At 45.9% G+C, this 14,642-nt stretch carries 15 protein-coding genes; all 15 read right to left on the bottom strand.

From position 1 onward, the window contains the following. Positions 1-18: 18 nt before the first annotated feature. The 15 genes from HP399_RS30435 to rpmH all read right to left on the bottom strand — a co-directional run bounded on the left by HP399_RS30435 (position 19) and on the right by rpmH (position 14,058). Entirely contained in the window at positions 19-732 is a 714-nt protein-coding gene (locus HP399_RS30435) for a DUF554 domain-containing protein (RefSeq protein ID WP_173620360.1), read from the bottom strand. A 30-nt stretch (positions 733-762) separates the two neighbouring features. Further along, complete coding sequence (locus tag HP399_RS30440; RefSeq protein WP_173620359.1) at positions 763-1,917, bottom strand: aminotransferase class V-fold PLP-dependent enzyme; 1,155 nt, start codon at positions 1,915-1,917, stop codon at positions 763-765. A gap of 15 nt (positions 1,918-1,932) precedes the next feature. Then, a complete protein-coding gene (locus tag HP399_RS30445; protein ID WP_173620358.1) occupies positions 1,933-2,778 on the bottom strand; it encodes a ParB/RepB/Spo0J family partition protein in 846 nt (281 codons plus the stop codon). Continuing rightward, complete coding sequence (locus tag HP399_RS30450; RefSeq protein ID WP_015894094.1) at positions 2,775-3,533, bottom strand: ParA family protein; 759 nt, start codon at positions 3,531-3,533, stop codon at positions 2,775-2,777. The genes HP399_RS30445 and HP399_RS30450 overlap by 4 nt, the downstream gene beginning before the upstream one ends. A 509-nt stretch (positions 3,534-4,042) precedes the next feature. Next, on the bottom strand, positions 4,043-4,897 hold the full coding sequence (gene noc / locus HP399_RS30455; protein WP_173620357.1) for a nucleoid occlusion protein: 855 nt from the start codon (positions 4,895-4,897) through the stop codon (positions 4,043-4,045). A gap of 636 nt (positions 4,898-5,533) precedes the next feature. Continuing rightward, positions 5,534-6,097 (bottom strand): MgtC/SapB family protein, encoded by a 564-nt coding sequence (locus HP399_RS30460; protein WP_173620356.1) that lies wholly within the window; start codon positions 6,095-6,097, stop codon positions 5,534-5,536. 213 nt (positions 6,098-6,310) lie between these two features. Next, a complete protein-coding gene (rsmG, locus tag HP399_RS30465; RefSeq protein ID WP_173620355.1) occupies positions 6,311-7,027 on the bottom strand; it encodes a 16S rRNA (guanine(527)-N(7))-methyltransferase RsmG in 717 nt (238 codons plus the stop codon). 11 nt (positions 7,028-7,038) lie between these two features. Further along, positions 7,039-8,937, bottom strand: a complete 1,899-nt coding sequence (mnmG, locus tag HP399_RS30470; protein WP_173620354.1) for a tRNA uridine-5-carboxymethylaminomethyl(34) synthesis enzyme MnmG — start codon at positions 8,935-8,937, stop codon at positions 7,039-7,041. Between the two features lie 16 nt (positions 8,938-8,953). Then, positions 8,954-10,330, bottom strand: a complete 1,377-nt coding sequence (mnmE, locus tag HP399_RS30475) for a tRNA uridine-5-carboxymethylaminomethyl(34) synthesis GTPase MnmE (RefSeq protein ID WP_007720133.1) — start codon at positions 10,328-10,330, stop codon at positions 8,954-8,956. A gap of 290 nt (positions 10,331-10,620) precedes the next feature. Then, positions 10,621-11,250 carry an RNA-binding cell elongation regulator Jag/EloR gene (gene jag / locus HP399_RS30480; RefSeq protein ID WP_007720132.1) on the bottom strand — a complete coding sequence of 210 codons (630 nt, stop codon included), beginning with the start codon at positions 11,248-11,250 and terminating at the stop codon, positions 10,621-10,623. After that, positions 11,247-12,005 (bottom strand): membrane protein insertase YidC, encoded by a 759-nt coding sequence (gene yidC / locus HP399_RS30485; RefSeq protein WP_304502535.1) that lies wholly within the window; start codon positions 12,003-12,005, stop codon positions 11,247-11,249. Before yidC ends, jag begins: the two co-directional genes overlap by 4 nt. Positions 12,006-12,043: 38 nt before the next feature. Further along, entirely contained in the window at positions 12,044-12,268 is a 225-nt protein-coding gene (yidD, locus tag HP399_RS30490; RefSeq protein ID WP_217367847.1) for a membrane protein insertion efficiency factor YidD, read from the bottom strand. A gap of 4 nt (positions 12,269-12,272) precedes the next feature. Beyond that, positions 12,273-12,653, bottom strand: a complete 381-nt coding sequence (gene rnpA, locus HP399_RS30495) for a ribonuclease P protein component (RefSeq protein ID WP_015894104.1) — start codon at positions 12,651-12,653, stop codon at positions 12,273-12,275. Between the two features lie 140 nt (positions 12,654-12,793). Next, positions 12,794-13,762: a nucleotidyltransferase domain-containing protein gene (locus tag HP399_RS30500; RefSeq protein ID WP_173620352.1), complete on the bottom strand. Its 969-nt coding sequence runs from the start codon at positions 13,760-13,762 to the stop codon at positions 12,794-12,796. A 161-nt stretch (positions 13,763-13,923) separates the two neighbouring features. Further along, entirely contained in the window at positions 13,924-14,058 is a 135-nt protein-coding gene (rpmH, locus tag HP399_RS30505) for a 50S ribosomal protein L34 (RefSeq protein ID WP_007720125.1), read from the bottom strand. Between the last annotated feature and the right edge of the window lie 584 nt (positions 14,059-14,642).

Genomic DNA, 14,642 nt, shown 5'->3' on the forward strand with positions numbered 1-14,642 from the left:
GAAGAGCCTCTGTGTCAACTATGAAAACAGCTTTGAAATCCAATCTATAAAGGGAACTCCGACTGCTGCGATCACTAATGCTGGCATCATGTTGGCTACCCTTATCTGTTTGATTTCCAAAATGTTTAACCCAATAGCAATAATCATCAAGCCACCTACCGCCGTTACTTCTACTAGGATCGCATCCAGCATCGTTTCGCTCACCACACTGTAAATGCTCGTAGATAATAACGCAATCATGCCTTGATATAATAACACAGGCACTGCCGAAAAGATGACACCGATTCCTAGCGTCGATGTGAAAATGATCGCAGAGAATCCGTCTAGCAATGCTTTCATAAACAGTACTTCATGGTTGTTACGCAAACCACTGTCCAACGCACCCAGTACAGCCATAGCTCCAATACAGTACACCAGCGTCGTCGTGATAAAACCAGTGGCGATACTGCCTTGGCTACCCCCAACTTTTCTCTCCAGCCAGTGTCCCAGATTGTTTAAGCCTTTTTCAATCCCAATCCATTCACCTAGTACTGTTCCTAGCACAATACTGATAATCACAAGTAAAAAATTATCCGAACCCAGGCACATTTTAATGCCCAATACGAATACGGCCAGAGCAATTCCTTGCATGACGGTTTGTCGCATCGACTCCGGAATTCGCTTCAACATTCTGCCTAACAATGCCCCTAAGATGATTGCTCCGGCGTTGACCAATGTTCCCAGCAAGATCACTTGCGCTGTCCCCCTACAGATGCCTTACCCTTACACAAACGCTGCTGCTATTTCCCTAACAGCGTTATGAAGCGCTTCTACATCTTTCTCTGAGTTGAAAATTCCAAAGCTGGCTCGAACCGCTCCACGTTGTTCGGTACCGGCAGTCTGGTGACCCAGTGGCGTGCAATGAAAACCCGATCTGGTCGCAATCCCGTATTGTTGATCCAGGATAAACGATACCTCTGCTGCATCCACCTCTCCGATATTAAAAGCAACCACGCCTACACGTTCGGTCTCAATCCCTGGTCCGTAGACATGTACACCCTCGATCTGCTGCAATCCAAGGATCGTTTGCTTCACCAATTCCCATTCGTGATGACGAATGTTATCCACACCTTTTTCCATGACAAAATCAACGCCTGCTTGCAGCCCTGCCAAACCAACCGTATTGAGTGTCCCGCTTTCGTATCGGTCTGGACGAGTTGTCGGTTGATCGATCGCTTCAGACTGACTGCCTGTCCCCCCATGAATCAAGGGCTCGAGGTCAATATCACTACTCACGTACAAACCACCTGTACCTTGTGGACCATACAGCCCTTTGTGCCCAGGAAAAGCAAGCATATCAATATTCATTGCCTCTACATCGATAGGCAAAACACCAGCAGACTGAGAAGCATCCACCAAAAACGTAATTCCGTGCTCTTTTGCCAGTTTCCCCAGTTCGGCTACAGGCAGGATGACACCTGTCAGATTGGAGGCATGACTCACAACGATTAACCGCGTCGCGGGCGTAATTGCCTTGGCAAAATCCTCTACATAGAATTGATGGTCTTCTCTCGGCTCGACAAAAGTAGCTTTTACTTGATTGTTTTTGCGCATGTACTCGATGGGACGTCTTACCGAATTATGCTCAACAGTCGAAGAAATAACATGCTCGCCTGCTTGTAAGAATCCTTTTATGGCCTGATTAAGCGCTTGAGTAGCATTGAGATAAAAAAAGAGGTTATTCGGGTTTTGAATCCCAAACAACCGTGACACTTGCACCCGTGTCCGAAACACAGCTTTACTCGCTTTCATCGCCAGTGCATGTCCACCTCGGCCAGGATTTGCAGCAAAATCCTCGATGACCTCTGCCATCATTTCTTTGACTGCTGGTGGCTTCGGCCATGTAGAAGCTGCGTTATCCAAATAGATGATCGCCATGACTACCTCCTGGACTTACTTCTCTATATTCAACATTTCGATGATTCGTTCCAAGTCTTCCTGTGAATAGAAGTCAATCTCGATCTTGCCGCGCTTCGATCCTTTTTTAATCTTGACCGATGTGCCAAAACGACTGCGTAGCCGTTCCTCCATCTCAATCAAAACGGGCTCGTTTTTCGCTAGCTTTTTCTTTTTTGTTTCACGTGAAACATTGAGCTGCTTCACAAGCTCTTCCAGCTGACGAACACTCAATCCCTTTTCCACCACGTCATTTGCAAGCTGTTGTTGTACTTTCTTATCCGTTACCCCAAGCAAAGCACGCGAATGTCCCATGGATAGTTCGGCTGCCGAGACCATTTTTCGGATCTTCTCTGGCAGTTGCAGCAAACGCAGCATGTTGGCTACATGCGGTCGACTCTTCCCTATCTTTTGTGCAAGCTGTTCTTGCGTATAATCATGGTGAGAAATCAGCTTGTCATAAGCCTCAGCCTCTTCGAGTGGATTCAGATTTTCCCGCTGCAAGTTCTCAATCAGGGCAATCTCCATTAATTGCTGATCTGTGTACGCCTTTACTACTACCGGAACCTCTTTTAACCCCGCTACCTTTGCAGCACGCAATCGTCTTTCCCCAGCTACCAGCTCATAACCTTTGATGCTTTTCCGAACAATTAGCGGTTGGATGATCCCATGCTCTTTGATTGACTGTGCTAGTTCCTCGATAGCTGATTGTTCGAATTCTTTCCGGGGCTGATAAGGGTTAGGACGAATCTCATTGATGGAAACCTCTTTTACCTGTTCCCCTTCTTCGATGAGATTGGAAGTAATAAGTGCATTCAGCCCTTTTCCCAATCCTCTACTCATACCCCGACCACTTCCTTCGCCAAATCAGTATAGACTTCCGCTCCTCGTGAGCGTGGATCGTACGTAATGATGGCTTGTCCGTGTGACGGTGCTTCACTCAAGCGAACATTTCGAGGAATAATTGTCTTGTATACTTTGTCCTGAAAATACTTTTTCACTTCTTCAATCACTTGTAAACCGAGATTCGTACGTGCATCGAGCATCGTCAGCACGACACCTTCGATAGCAAGCTGTGAATTCAAATGTTTTTGGACCAAACGAATGGTGTTCAACAGTTGGCTTAATCCCTCTAGCGCATAGTATTCACACTGGATTGGAATTAAGACGGAATCAGATGCTGTTAAAGAATTAACGGTCAAAATCCCTAAGGATGGCGGGCAATCGATGATGACGTAATCGTACTTGTCTTTGACTACTTCCAGCGCCTTTTTCAGACGAACCTCACGAGAAATCGTAGGAACCAGCTCGATTTCTGCACCTGCCAATTGAATGGTGGCAGGAATGATCATTAATCCTTCAATTTCAGTTGGCAAAGTCGCATCGACGGGGTTGATATCATTGATCAGGACATCATAAATGCAGTACTTAACATCTGCCTTATTTACCCCGATCCCACTAGTTGCATTTCCTTGCGGATCAATATCAACCAGCAGAACCTTTTTCCCCAATGCGGCCAAACATGCACTTAGATTGACGGACGTAGTCGTTTTCCCGACGCCGCCTTTCTGGTTCGCCACCGCAATGATTTTTCCCAACTTCTCCACCTCTTTTTTGTCGTGTAGGAAAGCTTGTGGCTTGACCAGTACACTCTCCAGTACGTCTTTCAAAGTCATCTTCTGTATCCTCATCTAGTTAGTCATTCGAGTCTATTTACGATTTGCTCGTATTCTTGTAAAACGATGATCTTTTATACAATTTCCTTCGCTCGTTGCCATACAGTGACCTTTACATGGACCTGTACATGATAAGACGAATAAAGTCTCTGCAAAGTTATCCTCATTTATTATCGAGTAAACCTGCAAGTATGCACAGGTTGGTACTCTCCATGTTATCAGATTTGCAACTTAGTCGTACGCTGTTTTTTTTAGAGAGCGAGACAAAAAAGCCTGATTTTTGTCCCGAAAATGCCGATTTTCCTAGCTTTTTTATGAAAAATGCATATTTTTGGAAATTAAACACTACCAAAAGTCTCATTTTCCTATAAATAATCAGCATTTGCCCAAAAAGAAAGGCGACCTTGTCGCCATTTTAGTTACCATCACATTTATTTCCCTGTTTCCTTGTTTTTCGGAATACGAATGGTGAATTGATAGAATTCATCATGATCTTCTTCCGCTGTCTCTACAGGTAGGCCTGTCTGAATCACCATATCGATCGATTGTCGAACTGTATTAATTGCAATCCGCGTATCTCTTGAAAATGCTTTCCAGCGAGGCTTCGCATCTTTTTCCGATTTAGGGTTCTCAGCCAATTCTAGAAGCTGCTTCACGCGCACTTCCGTCTGTTTCACATTCCATTCCCGCTCCAAAATCTCCAGCAGGACCTTATTTTGTAATTCTGGATCTTTTAACGGAATCAGAGCCCTTGCATGACGCTCTGTTACTTGTCTGGACAACAATGAATCTTGAATTTCTCGCGGTAAATGGAGCAAGCGCAATTTGTTTGCGATTGTCGATTGTCCTTTGCCTAAACGTTGAGCAAGACTCTCTTGCGTCAAATTGTGCAAATCAATCAGCTTTTGATATGCGACTGCCTCTTCAATGGCTGTCAAACCTTCTCGTTGCAAATTCTCAATCAATGCGATAGAGGCTGTTTGCGAGTCATTAAACTCTTTGACAATCGCAGGAATCCTCTCCATGCCCAATTTTCTAGTTGCACGCAAACGTCGTTCTCCAGCAATCAATTCATAACGACCATCGCGAACCCGCACGACAATCGGTTGAATGAGCCCATGAGTTCGTATCGTTTGACACAACTCATCAATTTTCTCGTCATCAAATACAGTACGAGGTTGATATGGATTCGGTACAATGTCCTCAACTGGTATTTGTTTGATTTCTTCGTTATCTGTCTTGTCCGTCAAGCCAAAAATCCGAGAAAATGAATCTTTAACTGCCATAGAAAAATCCCCCACTTCTACCCGTTCCATCCGTGCTATTTTAAAGTCTTTGAAGAGGTGTTCAAAAAGTCATTTTTGATCACGAAGTAATCCTGAAAGAATAGCGCAACAACGAAACAAGCGTTCACCTTCGAAATCCCGGTGCTCATGTAGCTCCCCTACATTCAGCACCTCCTTCTTCAGCTCCTCGCCGCCTTCTTGGTGCTGAAAAGACAACTTTTTGAATACGTCCTAGAAACTGAAAAAGGTCCTGTCCAATCAACGACAGAATCTCCCTCGAAACATTTTGTATCCCTCGCCCATCCATTGTCCGGATATGACAGATTGAATATGTTCTTTGATTGTTGCTGCTAAGGAAAAATGGCATATTGGCGTCGTAAGTGAGTCCAGTCCTACTCTTTTTACATAGGTCCTCCTCTTACATCGTTAAAGACAGCATGCATCTACTTAAAAAAGCTTCACAAGCCCTATAGTACATACTGCTTAACAGACTCTTCTTGCCCATCCGGTCGGTTTGTAAAATTGCCTTTGACCTAATCTTCTTTCCCTACACGCTTTCTTCAGGTTCATTTATATATATGTAATTCTGCAAGATTCGTCCAATTCCTGCTAACGAAAAACGTTTCACGTGAAACATCAATCGTGATCTTCGTCATAAAAATCGCGATCGTCACGGTGCTTTGGCCTCTCATCACTTCCAATGCTCTCATCTGTAGAATGTGAAATCTTGGTGACAGAAAACAATCGAGGAAAAAGCCTATGAAAGTCTAACGTCAGGTACGAAAAAATCGCGGCAACGATCGCAGCGACATACATCCCTGCACTGAACATTAGACCAATGGCTGAAGCAACCCACATCCCTGCTGCCGTCGTCAAGCCTTTCACCGAACCATTGAATTTAATAATAGCTCCAGCTCCCAAAAATCCCATGCCCGTCACGACTTGTGCAGCTACCCTACCTGGATCATGATTTACACCGCTCGAAGAAAAACCGTAAATGGAAGCTAGTCCAAAAAGACATGAACCAAAGCAAACAAGACTATACGTTCGAAAACCAGCACCTCTTTGCCTACTCACATCCTTTATAAATCTCTCTCGCTCCCATCCCATGATGGCACCTGCTAGAAAAGCAAGAAAGAGCCGAAGCAATATGGTCGGGAGTTCTGGCGGGAAAAAGGAGGAAAGTAATGCTGCTTGCATAGTCTAATCACCCTCTCATACGATGTCATTCTTTCGAAGGAGCTAGTACTATGTATATGCCGAGTTGTAGACTCCATGATCCAAGAAGCAAACCTGAGAGACTACTTTTGAGGCATACTTTCCATTTCATCAGGAACGCGCAGTTTCACTTAAACTTTCAATACGAAAAAAAGGCCGCAGCACATGGCTACGACCCTCTCTTTTGACTGACTCCTACACTAACGGCTTTTTCGCAGGAACTCCTGCCTTGCGCGGATAGCTTTTCGGCGTCGCTTCTATTTTTTCCATGATGACGATGTTACGCTCTCCAGCTTCCTCTAGAAGCTGGAATGTCTCGACCTTTCTCGTCTTTCCACCAAGCGTCTTGATTGCCTTTTTCGCTTCAGCAAGCTCTGGAGTAATCTCCGCTCCCTTGAGAGCGACGAAGTTTCCTCCGACTTTGGCAAAAGGAAGGCAGAACTCCGATAACAGATTGAGTCTCGCAACAGCACGTGCCACTACGAGATCAAATTTCTCCCGATAAACCGCTTCTTGCCCACGATCCTCAGCACGCCCATGTACAGGATTCACGTTCTCCAGACCCAGCTCCTGTGCTACATGCTGCAAAAAGCTCATACGCTTGTTCAAGGAATCAATGATCGTCATTTTCAGATGTGGGAAGCAAATTTTCAAAGGAATGCTCGGAAACCCTGCGCCCCCACCGATATCAACAACTGATTGCACCTGATCAAATGGGAAGTAAAAAGCCGGCGTAATCGAATCATAAAAATGCTTGTTGTACACTTGCCCCTCTTCGGTAATCCCGGTCAGGTTCATCTTCTCATTCCATTCAACCAGCAGGCGGAAAAAATGATCAAACTGCTCCTTCTGACGATCCGTCAAAGAAATCCCCTGGGCTGCAAGTACCTCGGCAAACTGTTCTTTCGTCATAGCTTTTCTCCTTACTCGGCTACTCCCACGCGTTTGTACTCCAGATATACCATCAACACGGAAATGTCTGCTGGAGTAACTCCTGCGATACGAGCCGCCTGCCCGATATTCAACGGACGAATTTTGGTCATATTGTCGCGGGATTCCTTGGACAAACCGGAGATTTGGTGGTAGTCAATATCCGTTGGGATGCGGCGCTCCTCCATTTTTTTCATCCGCTCTACTTGTTGCAATGACTTTTTGATGTAGCCATCGTATTTAATCTGAATTTCAACCTGTTCGGTCACATCCTCTGGCAGTGCTTCTGGTGCAGGGACCATTTGAGCAATGTGGCTGTAGTTGATTTCCGGACGACGCAGCAATTGAGCCAGCTCGATGACATCTGTCAGTTCAGGAGAGCCTGCGTTGCGCAAAACCTCTTGGACATGTGCCATTTCAGGACGTACGCGCGTGTTTGTCACACGTTCTTTTTCTTGCTCGATCAGCTCGCGTTTTTGATTAAATCGATTATAGCGTTCTTCGCTAATCAGACCAATTTCATGGCCGATATCCGTCAGACGCAAGTCCGCATTGTCATGGCGCAGCAGCAATCGATATTCTGCACGAGAAGTAAGCAAACGATAAGGCTCATGCGTTCCTTTAGTAACAAGGTCGTCAATCAAGACACCGATGTACGCCTCTTCTCGCCCCAAAATAACTGGTGGTTTCTCTTGAACGCGGCGTGCTGCGTTAATTCCTGCCATGAGACCTTGACCCGCTGCTTCTTCATAGCCAGAGGTACCATTGATTTGTCCTGCTGTGAACAAGCCAGGCAAGGTTTTGGTTTCCAAAGAAGGCCAGAGCTGCGTCGGCACGATCGAATCATACTCAATCGCATAGCCAGGGCGCATCATTTTGACTTCTTCCATTCCAGACATAGAGCGCAGCATGGAAAGCTGGACATCCTCCGGCAAGCTGGTCGACAAGCCTTGTACATACATTTCTTCGGTATTGCGTCCTTCTGGCTCCAAGAAAATTTGGTGACGCGGTTTATCGTTAAAACGAACTACCTTATCTTCAATCGAAGGGCAATAACGCGGGCCTGTTCCTTCGATCATTCCCGAATACATTGGTGCACGATGCAGATTGCTATTGATGAGTCCATGCGTTTCTTCATTTGTATATGTCAGCCAGCAAGGAAGCTGATCCATAATAAATTCCGTTGTTTCATAAGAAAAAGCACGTGGTACCGGATCACCAGGCTGAATCTCCATTTTGGAGAAATCCACGCTGCTGCTATGAACACGTGGAGGCGTCCCCGTCTTGAAGCGTGTCATTTCAAAACCGAGTTCCTTCAAATGATGTGCCAAACGAATGGACGGACGCATGTTGTTCGGTCCACTTTCGTATTGGAGATCTCCGAGGATGATCTTTCCGCGCAAATAGGTTCCGGTTGTCAATACAACGGATTTGGCCATGTATCGCGCTCCAGTTTGCGTAATAACCCCTTCACAGACTCCATCGTTCACGATCAGCTCTTCCACCATCGCTTGACGCAGGATCAAATTCGGAGTATTTTCAATCGTTTTCTTCATTTCATGCTGATACGCAAATTTGTCTGCTTGCGCGCGCAAGGCATGCACAGCAGGTCCTTTACCTGTATTCAGCATCCGCATTTGGATATGGGTTTTGTCGGTATTGCGTCCCATTTCTCCACCAAGCGCGTCCAATTCGCGTACGACGTGGCCTTTTGCCGGACCACCTACGGAAGGATTACATGGCATGTACGCCACAGCATCCAGGTTGATCGTCAACAGCAATGTACTGCAGCCCATGCGTGCAGCCGCCAAAGCCGCTTCCGCACCGGCATGACCCGCACCAATGACAATGACGTCAAACGAGCCCGCTTCATATGCAGGTACAACGTTCATTTTTTGTCCTCCTCTATCACTTACCCAGACAGAACTGGGAGAAAATCTGATCAATCAAATCTTCGCCGACACTTTCTCCGATGACTTCCCCAAGCAACTCCCACGACTTTTTAATGTCGATCTGAATCATGTCTACTGGCATCAAATCATCGATTCCACCCAGCGCTTCATCTATGGCTCGTTCTGCCTGACGAAGCAGTTGAATATGTCTAGCGTTACTCACGTAGGTCAAGTCATCCTGCTGCACACGGCCACTGAAGAAAATCTCCCCAATAGCCTGCTCCAGAAGATCGATCCCCGTCTCCTCACGCGCAGACGTCATAATCAACGGCTGCTGAGGGAAATGACGCTTGATCTCTTCCAAATCCACTTTTTGCGGCAAATCGAATTTATTAATAATCACAATCACATGGAACCCTTTTGCCGCTTCAAAAATCGCGTAATCATCAGCGGAGAGAGGCTCGTTGTAGTTGATCACGAGCAACACGAGATCAGCCTTTTGCAGCAGCTGTCTGGACTTCTCTACCCCGATTTTCTCCACGATGTCCTCTGTATCGCGAATTCCTGCGGTATCGATAAGTCGCAAAGGAACCCCGCGCACATTGACATACTCTTCGATGACATCGCGTGTCGTTCCCGCAACGTCAGTCACAATCGCCTTTTCCTCTTGGACCAGACTATTTAATAGAGAGGATTTCCCTACATTCGGACGTCCAATGATCGCAGTCGACAAGCCTTCACGCAAAATTTTCCCTTGCTGTGCGGTCTGCAACAGTCGTTGTATTTCACTTTTAACCTCCAGGCACTTTCCTCGCAAGAAATTTTGCGTAAACTCCTCAACGTCATGCTCTGGATAGTCCAGTGTTACTTCTATATGGGCCATCGCTTCAATCAAGTTTTGACGCAGCTGCCGAATGAGCCTGGACAGCTTCCCTTCTACTTGATTCAATGCGACCTTCATCGCTCTGTCTGTTTTCGCCCGGATCAAATCAATGACGGCCTCAGCCTGAGACAAATCGACACGTCCGTTTAAGAACGCACGCTTTGTGAACTCTCCCGGCTCCGCCAATCTTGCTCCATTATCCAAGATTAACTCCAGAACCTTTTCAACGGAAACGATTCCTCCGTGACAGTTTACCTCAACTACATCCTCCCTCGTAAATGTACGGGGAGCCTTCATTACGGATACCAGTACCTCTTCCACTCGTTCACCTGTGTTTGGCTCATACAAGTGCCCATAATGGATCGTATGGCTGTCCACAGTGGACAACCGTTGCTTTCCTTTATATATCTTATCCACAACTTCGATCGCTTCCGTACCGCTTACTCGGATCACGGCAATACCGCCTTCACCCATCGGTGTTGCGACCGCCGCTATTGTATCGAATTTCATGCTGTTCACCTCAAGCTTTCCACTCTTACAAGTCAGCCACTAACTTACTAGCATAACAGATCGTCTAGAAAAATTCCAAAAGAAAGTGCAGCCAATTCATCTGGCTAAACACCCAATAGGAAAAAGCAACCCTTTCTCCAAGGTTGCTGTCCATTTTGGTTATCCACAGTATAATCATTTTCGCAAATCCTCAACCATTTGGTCAATTATCCACAGTGGACAACTTTTTGAAGAGATTGTTCAAAATGTCGTCGCTTGCTTACCTGAATTCAGGCAAAAAAAAAAGAAGCCTAGCGAGAGGCTTCTTTCGGTGCAATCACGATATAACGATTTGGCTCGTCTCCTTCACTGAAGGTAACCACATCCGCTCTCTTTTGCAAGAAGGCGTGGATTACTTTCCGTTCAGCAGCAGACATTGGTTCCAGACGTACATCCCGTTTGGTCGATAACGCTTTTTTCGCCACACGATCTGCGAGCTGCTCCAACGTTTCCTTGCGACGCAGCCTGTAATTTTCGGCATCCAGAGTGATGCGTACATGTTTGTCCGCATGGCGGTTCGCTACGACGTTTACGAGATACTGTAATGAATCAAGAGTTTGTCCCCTGCGGCCAATAATGATTCCCAGATTGGTTCCCTGGATGTCAAACAGCATGCCCTCTTCATTTGTACGCGTCTCCACTTTGGCATTCACCTTCATGTTCGACAAAACGTCTTGAAGAAAGTCACGTCCCTGTGCAACCGGATCAAAGTGAAATTCTACTTGCACTTTAGCGTCCTTTGCCCCAATCAGTCCAAACAATCCTCTGCTTGGTTCCTCTAGAACTTGGATCGTTGCCCGCTCACGCGGCACTCCCAATTCCAGCAAAGCTTTTTGCACAGCATCGTCGATCGTTTTTGCCGTAGCTACCACCTTTTTCACTTGGAGGCTCCCCCCTTAGGAGTAGGCATATTCCCTTTATCACGATACAGGAAGTAAGTTTGTACAATAGTAAACAGGTTACCGTATACCCAGTACAGAGACAGCGCTGATGGCAATGTGACGGCAATCGCCAAAATCATCAGCGGCATCATGATGATCATCATTTGCATTTGTGGATTTCCTTGATTTGCTTGACCCATCATTTTGGACTGCAGGTACGTCGTAATCGCAGCAATGATTGGCAAGATGTAGTACGGGTCCTTTTGTCCCAATGTCAGCCACATGAACGTTTGCGAGTTAATCTCGGTCGTACGGATGATCGCATGGTAGAACGCGATCAAAATCGGCATTTGTACCAACATTGGCAAGCATCCAGCCAACGGATTGACACCGCTCTTCTGGAACATAGCCATTGTTTCCGCTTGCGCTTTTTGTGGATCATTTTTGTACTTTTCACGGATCTTTTGCATCTCCGGTTGAATCTCTTGCATTTTCTTGGAGCTCTTGATTTGCTTGACCATCAATGGAAGCACAATGATTCGAATGATGATCGTTGCAACCAGGATACCCAGACCGTAGTTGTTTCCGAGTATCAATGCGCTCTCTTTAATTAGCCAGGACAGTGGATAGACAAAATACTTGTCCCAAATGCCGGTTGCGTCAGGGCCAATTGGTGCAGCAGCTTGGGGGTTACAGCCCGACAAAACTAGAACCAGCATAGTCAGCATAAGAATGCTGAGTGTACGTCTACTCAAGGGTGATCCTCCTTTTCCCCGCTTCAATTGAGGTAATCTTATTTGTGCTGATCCGGGACTGGATCATACCCGCCCGGGTGGAACGGATGGCATCTCAAGATGCGACGAAGGGCCAACCAGCCTCCCCTCCACGCTCCAAATCGACGAATCGACTCGATGGCGTAGTGAGAACAGGTCGGCGCGAATCTGCATGAAGGTGGCTTATACGGAGAAATCATCAGTTGGTATCCCCGAATCAACCAAACCATGATCTTCACCATCATCGTTTCACCCTCTTTTTCCATCTCTTTTTCCATTATGTACGGGTGCCTGTTTGATCACTTTGGCTCGCTTCATCACATGTAACAGAGATTGCTCAATGGCTTCAAGCGTCATCGCTTCCACACCCGGACGGGCGATGATGACGAGATCGAGACCGACTGGAATATCAGACTCCATTCGAGCTACTGCTTCGCGTATAAGCCGCTTGACTCTATTGCGGACAACAGCATTGCCAATTTTTTTACTGACGGAAATTCCAGCGCGAAAAGCCGCTTGTCCCTCTTGCTTTGCTGAATACAAGACAAACTGCTTATTAGCAGCAGAACTTCCTCGTTGAAACACAGCTTGGAATTGCTCATTTTTTTTGAGCCGGTGTGAACGATGCAAAGGTAAACAACCCCTAACATCACAATTATAGTAGAAAACGTACACAGCATCTACCAGTATATCCTTGTTTCGTCCACTTTTTTCCCTAAGTATACTCGGTTTAGAACAAAATCAAAAATTCAGCGAAAAAATATAGGCTATCAGCCAATTTCTGCGATGATTTCTGCACTGGCATGGCGCAAGTCAGAGAGCAATTGATTATCCGCTTGGAAAAATCCCAATTTTGGAAGGGACAAAGCCAGCTTGGCAGGCAGATCCGCCCAATGATTCTCCAGCCATTCATCAGAATCGACGCTATGATATAACCAGATCGCCTCTGAAAATAATAAAAACCCGGCCATATCAAGCTGATTTCTCTCCTGCAATCTCTGAACCTTCCTCTTTACTAACCAATCATTTTCAGCCGCCAGCGCAAACCGGGTCCCCTCATTTATTGACCGTAGATGAGCCCGATAGTCCGTCAATAGCATGAGCGCATCCTGTACATCTTGATTACTCCGGTATGTCTCCTGAAAAAAGCCATCCATACCATCCGAACGAATTGCTTTTTGAACCAACTGATACAACTGTGCATCACTCAATGAATGCCCCTGGAAGACAGCACTCATTTGCAGCGCCCCGATCCATCCTGCCCATCCAGCCAAATAAGCGGAGTAAGGAAAGCCCTCCATTAAGGCAGCCTGCGCCTCCTCGTGGAAGGAATCTACCTCCGCTTTTGCCTGTGCAAACATTTTCGCTTTTCCAGCCGGGGAATCCATATAGGCACACATGTCATTCATCCAGGAAGTGAAACGATCCTCTGGGTCCAGAACAACCTTTGCTTCCTTTAAGTAACGCCATACCCACGGATTCTCGTATACTTCTTCATCTGTAGGAGCAGATTGGACCTGCAGTTGTATCACATGCCCTCTAAACAGGCGATTTTCACAGGAAGGATCACCTTCTTCCTCCACAAAGATGTGTAAATCGAGGTCGCTATATGCGTCCGCTTCTCCCCTCCCGACAGATCCACCAGCATAGGCACATACCAAGCTGGCTAGAGGCCATTCATCAAGAAACTCGCGTGCCAACGATACAAAAAAGTCGGTTACGTCCTTGCTTTGTTCCATCGGCCTCCTCCTGTCTCTTCAATAAATAGTAGGATTTTCGGTAGCTAGGTAACGATTATCCCTCAAAAGGTTTCCACATCGGAGAAAGCCTTCCTCTTTTTATAAGAACAAAGAATTTTCAGACACATATAGACAAACAAAAAGGCCACTGAAAGTGTGGCCTAAGCGGAAAGAACTTTTCTACCTCTTTGACGACGAGCAGCCAAAATTTTGCGGCCATTTTTCGTGCTCATGCGCTTACGGAATCCATGATCCTTTTTGCGCTTGCGGTTGTTAGGATTGAAAGATGGTTTCATTACGTATACACCTCCGTCTTGCAAAGACATTCTTTTGCATTATAAGAACATATGGCTAAAAAGTCAAGTGACAGTGGAATTTCATTACCAAGGCAAATATCCCCATAAAACTATTTCCCAGACCTGTGGATATCATTTTATCCACAAAAACAGGTTTCGACAAGTTTATCTACAGCTTGTACACAAAATATAGGGATGTGAATATGTGGCGAGTACCAGAAGTTGTGTTTGTGGATAAGTATGAAAAAACCATTGATACCACGCTTTATATCTGTTATTATGTTTTTGTTTTGAAGCGTGAATAACTCCGATACGTAAATCGGTTTTTCCACAGGGTGTGGATAAGTTTGTGGACAGATTCTTTCCTATGTGTATGTCGTTACTCACAGGATTGAGGATAACCGTCTGCTTTTTTTCACTTCTACGAGCGGAATCCCTATATTTCGACTTTTTTTATCCACAGTCGCTTCAAACGGCTGTGTTGACAATTAGGTCACAACATAGCAGATTTTTGCACTTTTTCTCGATCATTATGGATCGGTGCTTCATCAATTTTTCGGATGGTCCAGAGGGAGGGATTCTGG

Source organism: Brevibacillus sp. DP1.3A (genome assembly GCF_013284245.2).
Taxonomy (GTDB): Bacteria; Bacillota; Bacilli; order Brevibacillales; family Brevibacillaceae; genus Brevibacillus.

Excerpts from the sequence above, each read along its gene's own strand:
- noc (WP_173620357.1), bottom strand. The coding sequence starts at position 4,897 with ATGGCAGTTAAAGATTCATTTTCTCGGATTTTTGGCTTGACGGACAAG.
- HP399_RS30500 (WP_173620352.1), bottom strand. The coding sequence starts at position 13,762 with ATGGAACAAAGCAAGGACGTAACCGACTTTTTTGTATCGTTGGCACGC.
- mnmG (WP_173620354.1), bottom strand. The coding sequence starts at position 8,937 with ATGAACGTTGTACCTGCATATGAAGCGGGCTCGTTTGACGTCATTGTC.
- mnmE (WP_007720133.1), bottom strand. The coding sequence starts at position 10,330 with ATGAAATTCGATACAATAGCGGCGGTCGCAACACCGATGGGTGAAGGC.
- rsmG (WP_173620355.1), bottom strand. The coding sequence starts at position 7,027 with ATGACGAAAGAACAGTTTGCCGAGGTACTTGCAGCCCAGGGGATTTCT.
- rpmH (WP_007720125.1), bottom strand. The coding sequence starts at position 14,058 with ATGAAACCATCTTTCAATCCTAACAACCGCAAGCGCAAAAAGGATCAT.
- HP399_RS30440 (WP_173620359.1), bottom strand. The coding sequence starts at position 1,917 with ATGGCGATCATCTATTTGGATAACGCAGCTTCTACATGGCCGAAGCCA.
- HP399_RS30460 (WP_173620356.1), bottom strand. The coding sequence starts at position 6,097 with ATGCAAGCAGCATTACTTTCCTCCTTTTTCCCGCCAGAACTCCCGACC.
- yidD (WP_217367847.1), bottom strand. The coding sequence starts at position 12,268 with ATGATGGTGAAGATCATGGTTTGGTTGATTCGGGGATACCAACTGATG.
- HP399_RS30445 (WP_173620358.1), bottom strand. The coding sequence starts at position 2,778 with ATGAGTAGAGGATTGGGAAAAGGGCTGAATGCACTTATTACTTCCAAT.